The organism is Streptomyces sp. NPDC041108, assembly GCF_055592645.1.
In genome coordinates, this window is the sequence record NZ_JBVIYK010000005.1 from 203,028 (window position 1) to 221,236 (window position 18,209).

The 18,209-nt window shown below is 70.3% G+C and carries 15 protein-coding genes; 10 read left to right on the plus strand and 5 right to left on the minus strand.

Annotation, left to right across the window (positions count from 1 at the left end; genetic code table 11):
- The first annotated feature begins 68 nt into the window (after positions 1–68).
- The 3 genes from ACZ6BB_RS16635 to ACZ6BB_RS16645 all read left to right on the plus strand — a co-directional run bounded on the left by ACZ6BB_RS16635 (position 69) and on the right by ACZ6BB_RS16645 (position 5,338).
- A complete protein-coding gene (locus ACZ6BB_RS16635; RefSeq protein ID WP_471615900.1) occupies positions 69–1,298 on the plus strand; it encodes a sensor histidine kinase in 1,230 nt (409 codons plus the stop codon).
- 22 nt (positions 1,299–1,320) lie between these two features.
- Positions 1,321–2,007, plus strand: coding sequence for a response regulator (locus tag ACZ6BB_RS16640; protein WP_471615901.1), 687 nt, complete (start codon positions 1,321–1,323; stop codon positions 2,005–2,007).
- A 202-nt stretch (positions 2,008–2,209) separates the two neighbouring features.
- A complete protein-coding gene (locus ACZ6BB_RS16645) occupies positions 2,210–5,338 on the plus strand; it encodes an efflux RND transporter permease subunit (RefSeq protein ID WP_471615902.1) in 3,129 nt (1,042 codons plus the stop codon).
- 123 nt (positions 5,339–5,461) lie between these two features.
- On the opposite strand, the gene nadA is transcribed toward ACZ6BB_RS16645, so the two are convergent.
- Positions 5,462–6,646: a quinolinate synthase NadA gene (nadA, locus tag ACZ6BB_RS16650; protein WP_471615903.1), complete on the minus strand. Its 1,185-nt coding sequence runs from the start codon at positions 6,644–6,646 to the stop codon at positions 5,462–5,464.
- A 348-nt stretch (positions 6,647–6,994) separates the two neighbouring features.
- Here nadA and ACZ6BB_RS16655 point away from each other — a divergent pair, with 348 nt between their 5' ends.
- Positions 6,995–7,351 (plus strand): HesB/IscA family protein, encoded by a 357-nt coding sequence (locus tag ACZ6BB_RS16655; RefSeq protein WP_013004278.1) that lies wholly within the window; start codon positions 6,995–6,997, stop codon positions 7,349–7,351.
- A 137-nt stretch (positions 7,352–7,488) separates the two neighbouring features.
- On the opposite strand, the gene ACZ6BB_RS16660 is transcribed toward ACZ6BB_RS16655, so the two are convergent.
- Entirely contained in the window at positions 7,489–9,330 is a 1,842-nt protein-coding gene (locus ACZ6BB_RS16660; RefSeq protein WP_471615904.1) for a hypothetical protein, read from the minus strand.
- A 51-nt stretch (positions 9,331–9,381) separates the two neighbouring features.
- A complete protein-coding gene (locus ACZ6BB_RS16665) occupies positions 9,382–9,594 on the minus strand; it encodes a hypothetical protein (protein WP_013004280.1) in 213 nt (70 codons plus the stop codon).
- A gap of 135 nt (positions 9,595–9,729) precedes the next feature.
- Between ACZ6BB_RS16665 and ACZ6BB_RS16670 the strand changes: the two genes are divergently transcribed.
- Positions 9,730–10,704, plus strand: a complete 975-nt coding sequence (locus ACZ6BB_RS16670; protein ID WP_471615905.1) for a carbohydrate kinase family protein — start codon at positions 9,730–9,732, stop codon at positions 10,702–10,704.
- A 122-nt stretch (positions 10,705–10,826) separates the two neighbouring features.
- On the opposite strand, the gene ACZ6BB_RS16675 is transcribed toward ACZ6BB_RS16670, so the two are convergent.
- Positions 10,827–12,203, minus strand: a complete 1,377-nt coding sequence (locus ACZ6BB_RS16675; RefSeq protein ID WP_471615906.1) for an aminotransferase class V-fold PLP-dependent enzyme — start codon at positions 12,201–12,203, stop codon at positions 10,827–10,829.
- A 280-nt stretch (positions 12,204–12,483) separates the two neighbouring features.
- Here ACZ6BB_RS16675 and ctaC point away from each other — a divergent pair, with 280 nt between their 5' ends.
- The 4 genes from ctaC to ACZ6BB_RS16695 all read left to right on the plus strand — a co-directional run bounded on the left by ctaC (position 12,484) and on the right by ACZ6BB_RS16695 (position 16,966).
- Positions 12,484–13,443 carry an aa3-type cytochrome oxidase subunit II gene (gene ctaC / locus ACZ6BB_RS16680; protein ID WP_471615907.1) on the plus strand — a complete coding sequence of 320 codons (960 nt, stop codon included), beginning with the start codon at positions 12,484–12,486 and terminating at the stop codon, positions 13,441–13,443.
- Positions 13,440–15,179, plus strand: a complete 1,740-nt coding sequence (gene ctaD, locus ACZ6BB_RS16685; RefSeq protein WP_471615908.1) for an aa3-type cytochrome oxidase subunit I — start codon at positions 13,440–13,442, stop codon at positions 15,177–15,179. The genes ctaC and ctaD overlap by 4 nt, the downstream gene beginning before the upstream one ends.
- Entirely contained in the window at positions 15,176–15,574 is a 399-nt protein-coding gene (locus ACZ6BB_RS16690; protein WP_059080735.1) for a cytochrome c oxidase subunit 4, read from the plus strand. Before ctaD ends, ACZ6BB_RS16690 begins: the two co-directional genes overlap by 4 nt.
- Positions 15,575–15,718: 144 nt before the next feature.
- Positions 15,719–16,966, plus strand: coding sequence for a L,D-transpeptidase (locus tag ACZ6BB_RS16695; protein ID WP_471615909.1), 1,248 nt, complete (start codon positions 15,719–15,721; stop codon positions 16,964–16,966).
- Between the two features lie 25 nt (positions 16,967–16,991).
- On the opposite strand, the gene ACZ6BB_RS16700 is transcribed toward ACZ6BB_RS16695, so the two are convergent.
- Positions 16,992–17,393 (minus strand): response regulator, encoded by a 402-nt coding sequence (locus tag ACZ6BB_RS16700; protein ID WP_383896334.1) that lies wholly within the window; start codon positions 17,391–17,393, stop codon positions 16,992–16,994.
- 145 nt (positions 17,394–17,538) lie between these two features.
- On the opposite strand from ACZ6BB_RS16700, the gene ctaE reads away from it, so the two are divergent.
- Positions 17,539–18,159, plus strand: coding sequence for an aa3-type cytochrome oxidase subunit III (ctaE, locus tag ACZ6BB_RS16705; protein ID WP_005478323.1), 621 nt, complete (start codon positions 17,539–17,541; stop codon positions 18,157–18,159).
- Positions 18,160–18,209 lie beyond the last annotated feature (50 nt).

An 18,209-nucleotide genomic window follows, 5' to 3' on the forward strand; every position in this document is an offset into this window, starting at 1 on the left:
GCACCGTCCTCACAGGTGTCGCCACCACCCGTTCCGCCCCCGACCGGCGCCCCGTACCGTAATCGGTCGTGAGCACCCTCCACCGAGCCAGGACCTGGCTGACGGCGCACCCCCTCGCGCTGGACGCCGCCCTGGCCCTGGGCGTCCTCGCCGCCATGGTGGCGGGCGCCTTCGTCGACCCCCACGCCGAGCACGGCGGCAGGTGGGGCGCCCGGAGCCCCGCGCCCCTCAGCCTCGCGCTCATGGTGCCGGCCGCCGCCGTCCTCGTCGCCCGTCGCCGTGCCCCGCTGGCCGTGCTGGGGGCCACCTCCGCTCTCACCCTCGCCGAACTGGTGACCGGCGACCCGCGCGCCCCGGTCGCGATGTCCGCCGTCATCGCCCTCTACACCGTCGCCTCCACCACCGACCGCCCCACCACCTGGCGCGTGGGCCTGCTGACGATGACCGTGCTGACGGGGACGGCCATGCTCGCCGGCCCGCTGCCCTGGTACGACCAGGAGAACATCGGCATCTTCGCCTGGACCGGCATGGCCGCCGCGGCCGGCGACGCGGTGCGCAGCCGCCGCGACTTCGTGCACGCCATCCGGGAACGCGCCGAGCGGGCGGAGCGCACCCGTGAGGAGGAGGCCCGCCGCCGGGTCGCCGAGGAACGCCTGCGGATCGCCCGCGACCTGCACGACGTCGTCGCCCACCACATCGCCCTGGTCAACGTGCAGGCCGGGGTCGCCGCGCACGTCATGGACAAGCGGCCCGACCAGGCCAAGGAGGCCCTCGCCCACGTCCGCGAGGCCAGCCGCTCCGCACTGGGCGAACTCCGTGCCACGGTCGGTCTGCTCCGTCAGTCCGGCGACCCCGAGGCCCCCACCGAACCCGCCCCCGGACTGGTGCGGCTCGACGAACTCGTCGGCACCTTCCGCAGCGCGGGCCTCGCGGTCGAGGTGGTCCGTGCCGACGAGGGGGTGAGCCTCCCGGCCGCCGTCGACCTCGCGGCGTACCGCGTCATCCAGGAGGCCCTGACCAATGTGCACAAGCACGCGGGCGAGGCGGCGAAGGCCGAGGTCAGCGTCGTGCGCGTCGGCCCGAACGTGGAGATCACCGTCCTCGACGACGGCACCGGGCAGGCGAAGACGGGCGGGGCGGCCGACGGCGGCGGGCACGGACTCCTCGGCATGCGGGAGCGTGCCACCGCGCTGGGCGGCACCCTCACCACCGGTCCCCGCTACGGCGGCGGGTTCCGCGTCCATGCGATCCTGCCGCTCACGACCCGCACGACCGCCGCGCCGGCGGCACGACCGTGACCAGCGCCCCGGGGGACCCCGTATGACGATCCGTGTCCTGCTCGCCGACGACCAGGCCCTGCTGCGCAGCGCCTTCCGGGTGCTCGTCGACTCGGAGCCGGACATGGAGGTCGTGGGGGAGGCGTCGGACGGGGCGGAGGCGGTGCGGCTCGCGAAGGAGGAGCGGGCGGACGTCGTGCTGATGGACATCCGGATGCCGGGCACCGACGGGCTGGCCGCCACCCGCCTGATCAGCGCCGATCCGACGCTCGCCCAGGTCCGCGTCGTCATCCTCACCACCTTCGAGGTCGACGACTACGTCGTGCAGTCACTGCGCGCCGGTGCCTCCGGTTTCCTCGGCAAGGGCGCCGAGCCGGAGGAACTGCTGAACGCGATCCGCCTCGCCGCCGGCGGCGAGGCCCTGCTGTCGCCGACCGCGACCAAGGGCCTGATCGCCCGTTTCCTCGCCCAGCCGGACGACTCGGCCGACGGCGACCAGGGCGCCGCCCGCTCGGAGCGCCTCGCCACCCTGACCGGCCGCGAGCGCGAGGTGCTCGTCCAGGTGGCCGGCGGGCTCTCCAACGACGAGATCGCCGAGCGGCTGGAGGTCAGCCCGCTGACCGTGAAGACGCACGTCAACCGGGGCATGGCCAAGCTGGGCGCCCGCGACCGGGCCCAACTGGTGGTCTTCGCGTACGAGTCGGGCCTGGTACGACCGAAGGTGGACTGAGAGCGCCCGGGACTACTCCACCCGGAGTAGGCGCGGCGTAAGGAAATGGCCCTCGGGAGCGAGGGATAGGGGTACCCCTATGGCCCAGGGTATGAGGTGAGCGCTCACATCCGCTTCACACGGGCGACACATGGGGGGATCCAGCCGCGTGTGGCACGGGCGTTCGTCCTCCGCTCACGCCACGGAAGAGAGACCCTGACCCATGTCCTGGCTGTCCCGGTTCAGCCTCGCACAACGGGCCCTCGTCGGTCTGATGTCGATCATCGCGCTCGTCTTCGGGGCGATCGCGATACCCCAGCTCAAGCAACAGCTCCTGCCCACCATCGAACTGCCCATGGTGTCCGTGCTCGCCCCCTACCAGGGCGCGTCCCCGGACGTGGTCGAGAAGCAGGTCGTCGAGCCGATCGAGGACAGCCTCGAAGGCGTCGACGGCATCACGGGCGTCACCTCCACCGCCAGCGAGGGCAACGCCCTGATCATGGCGTCCTTCGACTACGGCCCCGGCACCGACCAGCTCGTCGCCGACGTCCAGCAGGCCGTCAACCGGGTCCGGGCACAGCTGCCGGACGACGTGGACCCGCAGGTCATCGCGGGCTCGACGGACGACATGCCGACCGTCGTCCTCGCCGTCTCCTCCGACCAGGACCAGCAGGCCCTCGCCGACCAGCTCGACCGGACGGTCGTGCCCACGCTGGAGGGCATCGACGGCGTCGGCCAGGTCACCGTCGACGGCGTACGGGACCTCCAGGTCACCGTCACCCCCGACGAGGCGAAGCTGGCGAAGGCGGGCCTGACCACGATGGCCCTCTCGCAGGCCCTCCAGGCCGGCGGCGTCACCGTCCCCGCGGGCTCCTTCGACGAGGACGGCGCCAACCGCACCGTCCAGGTCGGCGGCGGCTACACCTCGCTGGAGCAGATCGAGAACCTGAGGGTGCGCGGCGAGGGCGCCAAGAAGCCCGTACGTCTCGCCGACGTCGCGGAGGTCAAGGAGGAGCAGGCCAAGGCCGACTCCATCACCCGTACGAACGGCGAGCCGAGCCTCGCGGTCATGGTCACCATGGACCGGGGCGGCAGCGCGGTCGCCATCTCCGAGGCCGTCGAGGACAAGCTGTCCGACATGCGCCGCGACCTGGGCTCCGACGCCACCGTCACCGTGGTCAGCGACCAGGGCCCGGCGGTCTCCAAGTCCATCGACGGCCTGACCACCGAGGGCGCCCTCGGTCTGGTCTTCGCGGTCCTGGTCATCCTGGTCTTCCTGGCGTCGATCCGCTCGACCCTCGTCACCGCGGTCTCCATCCCGCTGTCGGTGGTCCTGGCGCTGATCGTCCTGTGGACCCGCGACCTCTCGCTCAACATGCTCACCCTCGGCGCGCTGACCATCGCCATCGGCCGGGTCGTCGACGACTCGATCGTCGTGCTGGAGAACATCAAGCGTCACCTCGGCTACGGCGAGGAGCGCGAGGAGGCCATCCTCAAGGCGGTCCGCGAGGTCGCCGGCGCGGTCACCTCCTCCACCCTGACGACCGTCGCGGTCTTCCTGCCGATCGGCCTCACCGACGGCATGGTCGGCGAACTGTTCGGCAGCTTCTCGCTGACCGTGACGGCCGCCCTGCTGGCCTCCCTCGTGGTCTCGCTGACGGTGGTCCCGGTCCTGTCGTACTGGTTCCTGCGTGCCCCGAAGGGCACGCCCGAGGACGCCGAGGAAGCCCGCCGCAAGGCCGAGGAGAAGGAGGCGAGGAGCCGCCTCCAGCGCTTCTACGTCCCCGTCCTGCGCTTCGCCACCCGCCGCCGGCTGACCAGCCTGGCCATCGCGGCCGTCGTCCTGGTCGGCACGTTCGGCATGGCCCCGCTGCTGAAGACGAACTTCTTCGACCCGGGCGACCAGGAGGTCCTCAGCCTCAAGCAGGAGCTGAAGCCCGGCACCAGCCTCGCGGCGACCGACGAGCAGACGAAGAAGGTCGAGAAGCTGCTCGCCGGCACCGAGGGCGTCAAGGACTACCAGGTCACCATCGGCTCCTCCGGCTTCATGGCCGCGTTCGGCGGTGGCACCGACACCAACCAGGCCTCGTACAGCGTCATGCTGGACGACTCGGCCACGGCCTCGGACGTCCAGGACACCATCGAGAAGGGCCTCGCCGGGCTCTCCGGCACCGGTACGACGACCGTCGCGGTCGGCGACGCCTTCGGCAGCCAGGACCTGAGCGTGGTCGTGAAGGCCGCCGACGCCGACGTCCTGCGCAAGGCCGCCGGGCAGGTCCGTGACGCCGTCTCGACGATGGACAACGTCACGGACGTCACCAGCGACCTCTCCCAGAGCGTGCCCCGGATCTCGGTGAAGGCCACCGACAGGGCGGCCGCGGCCGGCTTCGACGACCAGACCCTCGGCGCGGCCGTCTCCCAGGCGGTGCGCGGTACGACGAGCGGCCGGGCCGTTCTCGACGACACCGAGCGGGACATCGTCATCAAGTCGGCGAAGCCCGCCGAGACGCTGAAGGAGCTGCGGGACCTGCGGCTCGGCGCGGTGAAGCTCGGCGACATCGCGGACGTCGAGCTGGTGGACGGCCCGGTCGCCATGACCCGGATCGACGGCCAGCGGGCCGCGACGATCACGGCGAAGCCCAAGGGCGACAACACCGGCGCGGTCAGCGCCGACCTCACCGCCAAGCTGGACGCCCTGAAGCTGCCCGAGGGCGCCACCGCCTCCATCGGCGGTGTCTCCGAGGACCAGGACGAGGCGTTCGCCTCCCTCGGCCTCGCGATGCTCGCGGCGATCGCGATCGTCTTCATGCTGCTGGTCGCGACCTTCCGGTCCCTGGTCCAGCCCCTGATCCTGCTGGTCTCCATTCCGTTCGCGGCCACCGGCGCCATCGGCCTGCTGATCGTCACCGGCACGCCCATGGGTGTCCCCGCGATGATCGGCATGCTGATGCTGATCGGCATCGTGGTGACCAACGCGATCGTGCTGATCGACCTGATCAACCAGTACCGCCGCCAGGGCTACGGCACCGTCGAGGCGGTCATCGAGGGCGGCCGTCACCGCCTCCGCCCGATCCTGATGACGGCACTGGCGACGATCTTCGCGCTGCTGCCCATGGCCCTCGGCATCACGGGCGAGGGCGGCTTCATCGCCCAGCCGCTGGCCGTGGTCGTGATCGGCGGTCTGATCACCTCGACGCTGCTGACGCTCCTGCTGGTCCCGACCCTCTACACGATGATCGAGATCCGCAAGGAGCGCCGGGCGAAGAAGAAGGCCCTGAAGCGGGCGGGCAAGGCGTCCGGTCCGGCGAAGTCGGAGGCCGACGCGGAGTCGCCGGAGCCCGCGGGGGTCTGACCCGGATCGGGTGCGGGCCGACGAACCCGGATCGGGCGCGGGCCGACGAACCCGGTTCGGGTGCGGGCCGATGAGAAGAGCCGGGGGCGATGCCCCCGGCTCTTCCCACATCCGCGCTCCCGCCTACGGCAGTGCCAGCATCCGCTCCAGCGCCAGCTTCGCGAACGCCTCCGTCTCCTTGTCGACCTCGATGCGGTTGACCAGGTTGCCCTCGGCGAGGGACTCCAGGGTCCAGACCAGGTGGGGGAGGTCGATGCGGTTCATGGTGGAGCAGAAGCAGACCGTGCGGTCGAGGAAGACGATCTCCTTGCCCTCCGGCGCGAAACGGTTCGCCAGCCGCCGGACCAGGTTCAGCTCGGTGCCTATGGCCCACTTGGAACCGGCCGGAGCGGCCTCCAGCGCCTTGATGATGTACTCGGTCGACCCGACGTAGTCCGCCGCCGCCACGACCTCGTGCTTGCACTCGGGGTGGACGAGGACGTTGACGCCCGGGATCCGCTCGCGTACGTCGTTCACGGACTGCAGGCTGAAGCGGCCGTGCACCGAGCAGTGTCCCCGCCACAGGATCATCTTCGCGGCCCGCAGCTGCTCGACCGTGAGGCCGCCGTTCGGCTTGTGCGGGTTGTACAGGACACAGTCGTCGAGCGACATCCCCATGTCCCGCACGGCGGTGTTGCGCCCCAGGTGCTGGTCCGGCAGGAACAGGACCTTCTCGCCCTGCTCGAAGGCCCAGTCCAGGGCCCGCTTCGCGTTCGACGAGGTGCAGATCGTGCCGCCGTGCTTGCCGGTGAAGGCCTTGATGTCGGCGGAGGAGTTCATGTACGACACGGGCACGACCTGCTCGACCACACCCGCCTCGGTCAGCACGTCCCAGCACTCGGCGACCTGCTCGGCGGTGGCCATGTCGGCCATGGAGCACCCGGCGGCGAGGTCCGGCAGGACGACCTTCTGGTCGTCACCGGTGAGGATGTCGGCCGACTCGGCCATGAAGTGCACACCGCAGAACACGATGTACTCGGCCTCGGGCCGTGCCGCCGCGTCCCGCGCGAGCTTGAAGGAGTCGCCCGTGACGTCCGCGAACTGGATGACCTCGTCGCGCTGGTAGTGGTGGCCCAGCACGAAGACCTTGTCCCCGAGCTTCTCCTTGGCGGCGCGGGCGCGCTCCACCAGGTCGGGGTCGGACGGGGAGGGGAGGTCGCCCGGGCACTCGACACCCCGCTCGCTCCGCGGGTCGGCCTCGCGGCCGAGCAGCAGCAGGGCGAGGGGCGTCGGCTGTACGTCGAGCTCCTGGGTCTGGGCGGTGGTCACGGCACGCACCCTTTCTGTTCTGCGACTCGCCGCCCCGGGGGAGGGCCGGCGGGACATGCGGGCGATCCTTTTCGTCGATTTGACGCTATCTATCATAACCGCTTCACGTCAGTTTGACGATGCCCATAGTGTCCATGTGACATGAATCCCGGCGGCCGCGCCGCGTCCCCGGGCCGCCTCCGTCGCGTGGCGTTGTCCACAGCCCCGGCGACCCCGTGCCCCTGTCACGGACCATGTGCGAGCATGAAGGCAGAAGCGTGGCGAATCCACGCGGCCCGGAATGAATCCGGGGCTCCGGCGGTTGCACCCGTCGGCAAGCAGTCTCCGTACAACCCGGGAGAGATGTAGATGTCCGTATCGGACGAGACCGGCACCGTCACCGACGGCATCATCGTGACCGACGCCGCCGCGGCCAAGGTCAAGGCCCTGCTCGACCAGGAAGGCCGTGAGGATCTGGCGCTGCGCGTCGCCGTTCAGCCCGGCGGCTGCTCCGGCCTGCGGTACCAGCTCTTCTTCGACGAGCGCTCGCTCGACGGTGACGTGGAGAAGGACTTCGACGGCGTGAAGGTCGTCACCGACCGCATGAGCGCCCCGTACCTGGGTGGCGCCACGATCGACTTCGTCGACACCATCGAGAAGCAGGGCTTCACCATCGACAACCCGAACGCGACGGGTTCCTGCGCCTGCGGCGACTCCTTCAGCTAGGGTCCCCGCCCGCGCACGGCAGCCGTACGTGCACGGTGACGATCAGGTACGACGAAGGCGGCGTCCCCTCCGAGGGGGCGCCGCCTTCCGTCATGCGTGCCCGGGCGCGGAGCTGCCCGCCCCTGTGGCGACAGGGCCTAACGCGGCTCCAGCTCCGCGGCGCCGCCCTTGGGGAGCGCTTCGCCGTCCGATCCGACGACCTTCCGGTCGCCGAGCGGTTCGTCGAGCCGCACCGTCCGCTCCAGTGCCTTGGCGATCAGGATGCAGGCCTTGCCCTCCTGCGGGGTGTCGGTCACGGTGACCGTCACCTCGTCCGACTCCTCGCGCACCGAGGCCGAGTACTCACTGCACACCCCGCCCCAGAAGGTCACGGTCAGCTCGTCGCCGGCGGCCGTGTAGCCCTGGATCCGCACATCTCGCGAGGCCGCGCCGCCGGGGGGCGTGTCCCCGGGCCCCTGAGGCTTCCCGGTCGGCTCGGAGCGGGACTCGGGGCCCGCCAGGTAGTCGGGGTCGACCGCCGGATGCGTCACCGTGTAGGTGTCCGCTGCCCCGGCCGGCCGTACCTCGTACAGCCAGGACGGCACCAGCGCGGGGAGCCCGTCCACCTGGTGCGAGGCGAGCCCGAACACCGCCTTCTCGACGGCGACCGTCTCCGGCTTCGGCGCCGTGGTCACCCGCTCGCACGGTGTCTCGCCCGGCACGGCCGTCCCGCTCTCCACGGCCGAGCCGTTCTCCCCCTCCAGCGGGACGGGACCGGTGCAGCCGCCGATGCCGCCGCGCCCGGTGCCGACGCCCTGCCCGGAGTCGTTCAGCAGCTCCAGCGCCCGTTCCGCGTCCACGACGGGATACGTGTCGCCCTTCACCGGCGACTTCAGGTTGCCGCTGCCGCCGAGCACCTGTTCGTCGGCGCCGATCCGGATGCCGGTCGCCCAGCCGTACGTGGGCAGCCCGCCCACCTCGGGATCGGCGTTCACCACCCGTGCGGCGCCCATGAGCTGGGTGGCATCGAGCTTGGCGTTGTCCTGGCCGACGGCCTTGAGCACGGGCATCGCGGCCTTCCTGGCCACCGCCTCGCTCACCGGGTCACCGGCCCCGGCCGAGCCTTCGGACGCGCAGACGTCGGCCTTCCGGCAGTTGTCGGTGCCCGGCGTGTACCGGTCGAACGTCCATGCCCCCGGCGCCTGACGGCTCACCCGCAGCACCGGCTCCGTACCGTCCCCGGCCGCCCCCACCCGCCAGGTCTCGCCCTCGGGGGTGGGGCTGCCCTCGACGCCGAGCGCCTCGGCGAGCCGCGCCACCTCGGGGGCCGTCACCTCGCCCTTCAGCGTGTACACCGGAGCCGAGCCGGGGCCCTCGGGAAGGTCGCCGCCCGCGCGATAGGTCACCCCGTTGGGGTTCGGTTCACCGGGCGCGATGCCGTTCGAACCGCCGCCGGTGTATCCGTCGAGCGCCAGGGGCGGGGGAGTGCCGTCACCGCCCGGCGCGCCGGAGCCCTTGCCGTCGCCCCCGGATCCGTCGGAGGCGGTGGTGGCGAGGAGCGCCCCACCACCCCCGACCAGCAGCACGGCGGCGGCCACGGACGCGACGACCAGCCGGGAGCGCCGGCCGCCACCGCCGCTCACGATGTCGGCGTCACCGGCACGGTCGTCCACGTCACTCGCCGAAGCCGAAGCCGAAGCCGAAGCGTCAGCCGAAGCCGAGGAGTCAGCCGAAGCCGAAGCGTCAGCCGAAGCCGAGGAGGCTGTCGCATCCCCAGCCGCATCCCCAGCCGCATCCGCAGCCCCAGCCGCAGGCTCACCGGCCTGGTCGGCCTGGTCGGCCGCCTCGGCTCCGTCCGTCCCGTCCGCCCCGGTGACGTCATCCCCGGCAGCCCCGATCTCCTCGGCGGCGTCGGGCTCGGGGCCCTCGTCCGGGTTCTCGGGGTTGTCGGGTCGCTCGGAGTTCACCGCATCGCTCCTTCGGCAGGTCGTACACCGCATCCCCTCCTCGGGGGACAGCGATGGGACGCGGCGCGGGAGCGAGCGGTTCCCTCAGTAGCCGTACTCCGGCATCGCGTCCACCAGCCGCGCGGACGTCACCGGCACCGTGACCCCGTGAATGAGCGAAGGGGAGACGGGAGCCGTAATGACCTTCGCGGGGGCCGCCCAGTGCGGAGCCATCCGGGCACAGTCGCCGCGCAGCGCCGCGAGGCTGCCGCCGTCCGGGTCGAACGGAACGGAGCCGTTGATCTTGGGGTTCGTCATACGGGCACCGTACGCACGGCAGACCCTGCGAAGAAAGACCTACTATCGGGTAGTTTCGCCTGCTTCAGAGCAGGTGACCGACCCGGTAGCGTGAACTGTCAATCCCCTCTCCCTTCGCAGGAGTGTGTCCTCGCCGTGCGTATCGCAGTCTCCGGCTCCATCGCCACCGACCATCTGATGACCTTCCCGGGCCGTTTCGCCGACCAACTCGTCGCGGACCAGCTGCACACGGTCTCCCTCTCCTTCCTCGTCGACCAGCTCGACGTGCGCCGGGGCGGTGTCGGCGCCAACGTCGCGTTCGGCATGGGACAGCTCGGCACCCGCCCGATCCTGGTCGGTGCGGCGGGCTCCGACTTCGACGAGTACCGCGCGTGGCTCGACCGGCACGGGGTGGACACCGCCTCCGTGCGCATCTCCGACACGCTGCACACGGCCCGCTTCGTGTGCACCACGGACGCCGACCACAACCAGATCGGCTCCTTCTACACCGGCGCGATGAGCGAGGCCCGCCTCATCGAGCTGAAGACCGTCGCCGACCGTGTCGGCGGCCTCGACCTCGTCCTGATCGGCGCGGACGACCCGGAGGGCATGCTCCGCCACACGGAGGAGTGCCGCACCCGGGGCATCCCGTTCGCCGCTGACTTCTCGCAGCAGATCGCCCGCATGGACGGCGACGAGATCCGGATACTGCTGGACGGCGCCACCTATCTCTTCTCCAACGAGTACGAGAAGGGCCTCATCGAGTCCAAGACCGGCTGGTCGGACGCGGAGATCCTCGCCAGGGTCGGCCACCGGGTGACCACGCTCGGCGCGCGTGGTGTCCGCGTCGAGCGGGCCGGGGAGGACCCCATCGAGGTCGGCTGCCCCGAGGAGGAGCGCAAGGCCGACCCCACGGGCGTCGGCGACGCGTTCCGCGCGGGGTTCCTCTCGGGGCTGGCGTGGGGGGTCTCGCTGGAGCGGGCGGCGCAGGTGGGCTGCATGCTCGCCACGCTGGTGATCGAGACGGTGGGGACACAGGAGTACGCGTTGCGCCGGGCGCACTTCATGGACCGGTTCACCAAGGCGTACGGGGACGAGGCGGCCGCGGAGGTCAAGAAGCACCTGGGCTGAGGCGGGCCCCGCGACCACGGCCCTTCCGGGGTGCCGTGGTCGACGCGCGGTCCGCTGCGGGTCCGTCGGGACCGCTCGCGCAGGTCCCGCGCCCCTCGACAGCCAGGGGCGCGGGTCGCCCGCTACCGCACCCGGCGCACCACGTACGCCGAACCCTCCCGCGCCGGCTTCTCTCCCACGTACTCCTGGCCCCGCATCTCGCACCACGCCGGGATGTCCAGCCGGGCCGCCTCGTCGTCGGAGAGGACGCGGACCGTGCCGCCGACCGGGACGTCCCCGATCACCTTGGCCAGCTCGATGACGGGGATCGGGCACCGCTTGCCGAGGGCGTCCACGACCAGGACGTCCTCCTGCACCACGGTCGCGGGGGCCGGAGCCCCCAGCTTCTCCCGGACCGCCGCGACGGCCCCCGGCAGCACGGACAGGAACCGCTCGACGTCCTCGGCCGCCGCCCCCGCAGGCAGCGACACCCGCACGTTCCCCTCGCTCAGCACCCCCATGGCCCGCAGCACATGGCTGGGCGTCAGCGTGCTGCTCGTACACGAGGACCCGGAGGAGACGGAGAAACCCTCGCGGTCCAGCTCGTGGAGCAATGTCTCCCCATCGACATAGAGACAGGAGAAGGTGACCACCCCGGGCAGCCGGTGCTCCGGGTCGCCCACCACCTCCACATCGGGCACCAGCGACGGCACCCGCGCCCGGATCCGTTCCGTCAACTCCCGCAGCCGTACCGCCTCCGCGGCCGCCTCCGCCCGTACGGCCCGCAGCGAGGCGGCAGCCGCCACGATCGCCGGAATGTTCTCGAACCCGGCCGCCCGCCCCGACTCCCGCTCGTCGGCGGGCCCTTGCGCCGCGAAGCGCACCCCCTTGCGCACGACGAGGAGGCCGACCCCGGACGGTCCGCCCCATTTGTGCGCGCTGGCGGTCAGCGCCGACCAGTCACCGTCCACCGGCCCCCATCCGAGCGACTGCGCCGCGTCCACCAACAGCGGCACGCCCGCCGCCCGGCACGCCTGCGCGACCTCGGCCACCGGCTGCTCGGTCCCCACCTCGTGGTTGGCCGACTGCAGACACGCCAGCGCCGTGTCGGGGCGCAGGGCCTCGGCGTAGGAGGGAGCGGCCACCGATCCCGTACGGGCCACCGCCACCCGGGTGACCGCCCCGCCGTCGGCCTCGTGCGCCTCGGCCGCGTGCAGCACCGACGAGTGTTCGACGGACGACACGATCAGGTGACGCCCCACCCGCCGCCGCCCGGCCAGCACTCCCGCGATCCCCGAGTGCACCGCCCGGGTCCCCGACGAGGTGAAGACCAGCTCGTCCGCCCGGCATCCGACCGCCTCGGCGGCCGCCTCCCGCGCCGCGTCGAGCAGCAGCCGCGCCCGCCGCCCCTCCCGGTACAACCGCGCGGGATCGGCCCACCCCTCGTCCAGCGAAGCCATCAGCGCCTGCCGGGCGACGGGATGAAGGGGAGCGGAGGAAGCGGAGTCGAAGTAGGCCACAGGCCAACGCTAAAGCCTCGGGCCGACGACGAAGGGGCGGGGGAACTGCGCGAACGGCCACAACGCGCGCGCACCCGCCAAATCACCCGAACCCCCGAGCTATTAGGCGCTCGGCATGACCCGCGGAGTGTTGGGCCCCCCTCCCCGCGCGACCCCAAAACGCGTCCAGTAGGGTTTGGTCCGCATAAACATCCAAACCCCTGCCCGTCGCAGGGCGGCGACCGACCAGCGAGAAGGCCGCAGCCATACCGCGCGGGCGAGACTCTCGGGAAGGCGCTACGTGAGTCCCAACGGCTCCGACCGCTCGCCGCGGCGCCCGATGCGGCGGAAGCTGCTGCAGGCAATGACCGCAGGCCTGGTCCTGGCGACCGCCACCGGTTGCACATGGGAGGACTTCCCCCGCCTGGGTATGCCCACCCCGACCACGGAAGAGGCTCCGCGGATCCTCTCCCTGTGGCAGGGGTCGTGGGCGGCCGCGCTCGCCACGGGCGTGCTGGTGTGGGGCCTGATCCTGTGGAGTGCTTTCTTCCACCGGCGCAGCCGCACCAAGGTCGAAGTTCCCCCACAGACCCGGTACAACATGCCCATCGAGGCGCTGTACACGGTCGTCCCGCTGATCATCGTCTCGGTGCTCTTCTACTTCACCGCCCGTGACGAGTCGAAGCTGCTCGACACGTCCAAGAAGCCCGACCTCACGGTCAACGTGGTGGGCTTCCAGTGGAGCTGGTGCTTCAACTACATCGAGAACGTCGAAGGCTCCACCGGCGACGCGGCCACCGACGAGAACCTGGCCGCGATCCCGAACCGGTACAAGGAGGACTTCCCGGCGAACGCCGGCGGCGTCTACACCTGCGGCATTCCTGGTGACAAGAACCCGCAGACCGGCAACCCGGGCCCGACGCTCTGGCTCCCGAAGGGCAAGACGGTCCGCTTCGTCCTGACCTCGCGTGACGTCATCCACTCCTTCTGGGTGGTGCCGTTCCTCATGAAGCAGGACGTCATCCCGGGCCACACCAACGCCTTCCAGGTGACCCCCAACCAGGAGGGCACCTTCCTGGGCAAGTGCGCCGAACTCTGCGGCGTGGACCACTCGCGGATGCTCTTCAACGTGAAGGTCGTCTCCCAGGAGCGCTACGAGGAGCACCTCAAGTCGCTCGTGGAGAAGGGGCAGACCGGTTACGTCCCGGCCGGCATCGAGCAGACGCAGCACGAGAAGAACCGGGAGACGAACGTACTGTGAGCATCCTCAACGAACCTCAGGGTGCCGAGGCAGCGGGTTCCCACTACGAGGACGAGCTGCCGGTCCGGCGCCAGCGGCGTGGTGAGGTCATCGTCAAGTGGCTGACGACGACCGACCACAAGACGATCGGCACGCTGTACCTGGTCACGTCGTTCGCGTTCTTCTGCATCGGCGGCGTCATGGCGCTCCTCATGCGCGCCGAGCTCGCCCGCCCGGGCACGCAGATCATGTCGAACGAGCAGTTCAACCAGGCGTTCACGATGCACGGCACGATCATGCTGCTGATGTTCGCGACGCCGCTGTTCGCCGGGTTCGCGAACTGGATCATGCCGCTGCAGATCGGCGCGCCCGACGTGGCGTTCCCGCGGCTGAACATGTTCGCGTACTGGCTGTACCTCTTCGGCTCGCTCATCGCGGTCGGTGGCTTCCTCACCCCGCAGGGCGCGGCCGACTTCGGCTGGTTCGCCTACAGCCCGCTGTCGGACGCGGTCCGCAGCCCGGGCATCGGCGCCGACATGTGGATCATGGGTCTGGCCTTCTCCGGCTTCGGCACGATCCTCGGTTCGGTCAACTTCATCACCACGATCATCTGCATGCGCGCGCCCGGCATGACCATGTTCCGCATGCCGATCTTCGTGTGGAACGTGCTGCTGACCGGTGTCCTCGTCCTGCTCGCCTTCCCGGTCCTCGCGGCCGCGCTGTTCGCCCTGGAGGCGGACCGCAAGTTCGGCGCGCACGTCTTCGACGCGGCCAACGGCGGCGCGTTGCTGTGGCAACACCTCTTCTGGTTCTTCGGCCATCCAGAGGTGTACATCATCGCCCTGCCGTTCTTCGGCATCATCTCCGAGGTCATCCCGGTCTTCTCCCGCAAGCCGATGTTCGGCTACATGGGCCTGATCGGCGCGACCATCGCGATCGCCGGCCTCTCGGTGACGGTGTGGGCGCACCACATGTACGTCACCGGAGGCGTACTCCTGCCGTTCTTCTCCTTCATGACGTTCCTCATCGCCGTCCCCACAGGCGTGAAGTTCTTCAACTGGATCGGAACGATGTGGAAGGGCTCGCTGTCCTTCGAGACACCGATGCTCTGGGCCACCGGCTTCCTGATCACCTTCACCTTCGGTGGTCTGACCGGTGTCATCCTGGCCTCGCCGCCGATGGACTTCCACGTCTCGGACTCGTACTTCGTGGTGGCGCACTTCCACTACGTGGTGTTCGGCACCGTCGTCTTCGCGATGTTCTCCGGCTTCCACTTCTGGTGGCCGAAGATGACGGGCAAGATGCTCGACGAGCGCCTCGGCAAGATCACCTTCTGGACGCTGTTCATCGGCTTCCACGGCACGTTCCTCGTCCAGCACTGGCTGGGCGCGGAGGGCATGCCGCGTCGTTACGCGGACTACCTCGCGGCCGACGGGTTCACGGCGCTGAACACGATCTCCACGATCGCCTCGTTCGTCCTCGGGCTGTCGATCCTGCCGTTCCTCTACAACGTGTGGAAGACGGCCAAGTACGGCAAGAAGATCGAGGTCGACGACCCGTGGGGCTACGGCCGTTCGCTGGAGTGGGCGACCTCCTGCCCGCCGCCCCGGCACAACTTCCTCACCCTGCCGCGGATCCGCAGTGAATCCCCGGCGTTCGACCTGCACCACCCGGAGATCGCCGCGCTCGAACAGCTCGCGCACGGCGGCCCGGCGGCAGGCGAGCTCGCTGCCAGCGGCAAGGAGGCCGGCAAGTGAAGGTCCAAGGCAAGATGTTCATCTGGCTGAGCGTCTTCGTCCTCGCCATGGCGATCGTCTATGGCGTGTGGTCGAAGGAGCCGGCCGGTACCACGGCGCTCTTCCTGGCCTTCGGCCTGTGCATCATGGTCGGCTACTACCTGGCCTTCACGGCCCGGCGGGTCGACGTGGGCGCGCAGGACGACAAGGAGGCCGACGTCGCGGACGACGCCGGTGAGATCGGGTTCTTCAGCCCGCACAGCTGGCAGCCCCTCGCCCTCGGCATCGGTGGCGCGCTCGCCTTCATGGGCGTCGTCTTCGGCTGGTGGCTGCTGTACTTCTCCACCCCGATCATCCTGATCGGTCTGTGGGGCTGGGTCTTCGAGTACTACCGCGGCGAGAACCAGAACCAGTGACACCGCGCCCGTAGCACGCGCAGAGCGGACGGAAGCCCGGACACTCCGACAGGAGGTCCGGGCTTCCCCCTTTTGCCACGCCGTACGTAGCTCGGTCGGGTCACCCGGCGCGCCACGCTTGACGGGCGTTCCTACGGTGAACTCATGAGCACATCACCCCGTAACCGCACGGTCGCCGGCTGCATCCTGTTGGTGGTCTCCCTGGGAGCGGGCGTCACCGCCTGTGGTTCCGGTGGCCACCCGCTCTCGGGCACGCCCTACGACGCGGCCGACCAGGTCTCCTTCAACACCCCGACCGGTCAGGGCGAGAAGGCCGATCCCGACAAGCCGCTGGAGATCAGCGCGAAGGACGACGGCCGCATCACCGACGTCACCGCCGTGGACGCCGCAGGACGCTATGTGGCGGGCGAACTCTCCGAGGACGGAGACCGCTGGCACTCCACCTCACCGCTCGCCGCCAACGCCCGCTACACGGTCCGGGTGAGCACCGAGGACGAGGACGGCGCCCCCGGCCGCGAGACCGTCGCCTTCGCCACCGGCCGCCCCCTCACCAAGAAGCGCCTGAACGTCACCTTCGGACCGAGGGAGGGCAGGTACGGCGTCGGCCAGCCCGTCACCGCCGAACTGAGCCGGCCCGTGAAGGACAAGGCCGCCAGGGCCGTCGTCGAACGCGCCCTGAAGGTGGACTCCACCCCCGCGGCGGAGGGCGCCTGGCACTGGGTGGACGACAAGAAGCTCCACTTCCGCCCCAAGGAGTACTGGCCCGCCGAGGCCACGATCCGGGTGCACAGCAACCTGGAGGGCCTCAAGATCGGCGACCGGCTCTGGGGCGGGAAGGCCGACCCCATCCAGCTGACCACCGGCGCCAAGATAGTCGCCGTCACGGACGCCGCCTCGCACCAGATGACCGTCTACAAGAACGACGAGGTCATCAAGCAGATACCGGTCACCACCGGCATGCCCGGCTACGACACCCGCAACGGCGTCAAGGTCGTCCTGGCCAAGGAAGGCACCGTCCGCATGACCAGCGCCAGCATAGGCGCGTCGGACTTCTACGACCTGACCGTGCACCACTCCGTCAGGGTCACCAACAGCGGCGAGTACGTCCACGCCGCCCCCTGGTCGACAGGCTCCCAGGGGTACGCGAACGTCAGCCACGGCTGCACCGGCATGAGCATGGGCAACGCCCAGTGGTTCTACGACACCATCAACGAGGGCGACATCGTCGAGGTCGTCAACTCGGCCGGCGACACCATGGCCCCCTTCGGCAACGGCTACGGCGACTGGAACCTCGACTGGAAGAACTGGCGCGAGGGCAGCGCCCTGGTCGGCGGCACCGACGAGATGCCCGCGCCCCAGGTACAGGCCCGCCTGAGACCGGAGTCGGTGTAGGGGCGGGCCCGGTCCTCGGAGCCGGCTAGGCGCTCAGCGCCCGCTTCCCACGGAGCAGCGACGCCAGCGCCGACGCGAACTCCACCGGCTCCACCGGCAGCGTCACCGCCGCGTCCGCCCTGCTCCACGTCGCCAGCCACGCGTCCTGCGGCCGTCCGATCAGCACCAGCGAGGGCGGGCACTCGAAGATCTCGTCCTTGATCTGCCGGCACACGCCCATGCCACCCATGGGCACGGCCTCACCGTCCAGGACGCAGACGTCGATCCCGCCCCTGTCCAGCTCCTTGATCACGGCGGCAGGGGTCGCGCACTCGACGAACTCCACGGCCGGCACATCCGGAGCGGGGCGGCGACCGGTCGCGAGCCGCACCTGCTCCCGGGTGTTGGAGTCGTCGCTGTAGACCAGCACCGTGGCGGTCGGCTGCATTGTTCCTCCGTGACGTCAGCGTCTTTAAGGACAGGCCCGATGCGCGGATGCTACTCCCTCGAAGACCACGTCAGCACCGGTACGGAAGGGAGCAACACTCCGAACGGCACCCCCCGGAGTGAGGGCGGGATAAGCGACCGACATAATGTCGGTCGTGGCGACAGCAACGACAGTAGAAACCGGGCACGCGCACCCGTCGGTCAACCGGCCGAACCTCACCAGCGTCGGAACCATCATCTGGTTGAGTTCCGAGTTGATGTTCTTCGCGGCCCTCTTCGCGATGTACTTCACCCTGCGATCGGTGACCGGTCCGGAGTTCTGGCACGAGAAGGCCGGCACCCTGAACTTCCCGTTCTCGGCGACCAACACCACGATCCTGGTGCTCTCCTCCCTCACCTGCCAGCTCGGCGTGTTCGCCGCCGAGCGCGGGGACGTGAAGAAGCTCCGGATGTGGTTCATCGTCACGTTCGTGATGGGTGCGATCTTCATCGGCGGTCAGGTCTTCGAGTACACCGAGCTGGTCAAGCACGAGGGCCTGTCGCTCTCGTCCGACCCGTACGGCTCGGTGTTCTACCTGACCACCGGCTTCCACGGCCTGCACGTGACGGGCGGTCTCATCGCCTTCCTGCTGGTCCTCGGACGCACCTACGCGGCGAAGAGGTTCACCCACGAGCAGGCGACCGCGGCCATCGTCGTGTCCTACTACTGGCACTTCGTCGATGTCGTCTGGATCGGCCTCTTCGCCACGATCTACATGATCAAGTAGACCGGGCGGCCGGGCCGGGCGGACCGAACGCCTGCCTCGAACCGAGAACG

Bases quoted from the DNA above. Each gene is read 5' to 3' on its own strand.
- ACZ6BB_RS16700 (WP_383896334.1), bottom strand. From the start codon at position 17,393: ATGCAGCCGACCGCCACGGTGCTGGTCTACAGCGACGACTCCAACACC.
- ACZ6BB_RS16695 (WP_471615909.1), top strand. From the start codon at position 15,719: ATGAGCACATCACCCCGTAACCGCACGGTCGCCGGCTGCATCCTGTTG.
- ACZ6BB_RS16655 (WP_013004278.1), top strand. From the start codon at position 6,995: ATGTCCGTATCGGACGAGACCGGCACCGTCACCGACGGCATCATCGTG.
- ACZ6BB_RS16660 (WP_471615904.1), bottom strand. From the start codon at position 9,330: ATGCGGTGTACGACCTGCCGAAGGAGCGATGCGGTGAACTCCGAGCGA.
- ACZ6BB_RS16640 (WP_471615901.1), top strand. From the start codon at position 1,321: ATGACGATCCGTGTCCTGCTCGCCGACGACCAGGCCCTGCTGCGCAGC.
- ACZ6BB_RS16665 (WP_013004280.1), bottom strand. From the start codon at position 9,594: ATGACGAACCCCAAGATCAACGGCTCCGTTCCGTTCGACCCGGACGGC.
- ctaE (WP_005478323.1), top strand. From the start codon at position 17,539: ATGTCGGTCGTGGCGACAGCAACGACAGTAGAAACCGGGCACGCGCAC.
- ACZ6BB_RS16645 (WP_471615902.1), top strand. From the start codon at position 2,210: ATGTCCTGGCTGTCCCGGTTCAGCCTCGCACAACGGGCCCTCGTCGGT.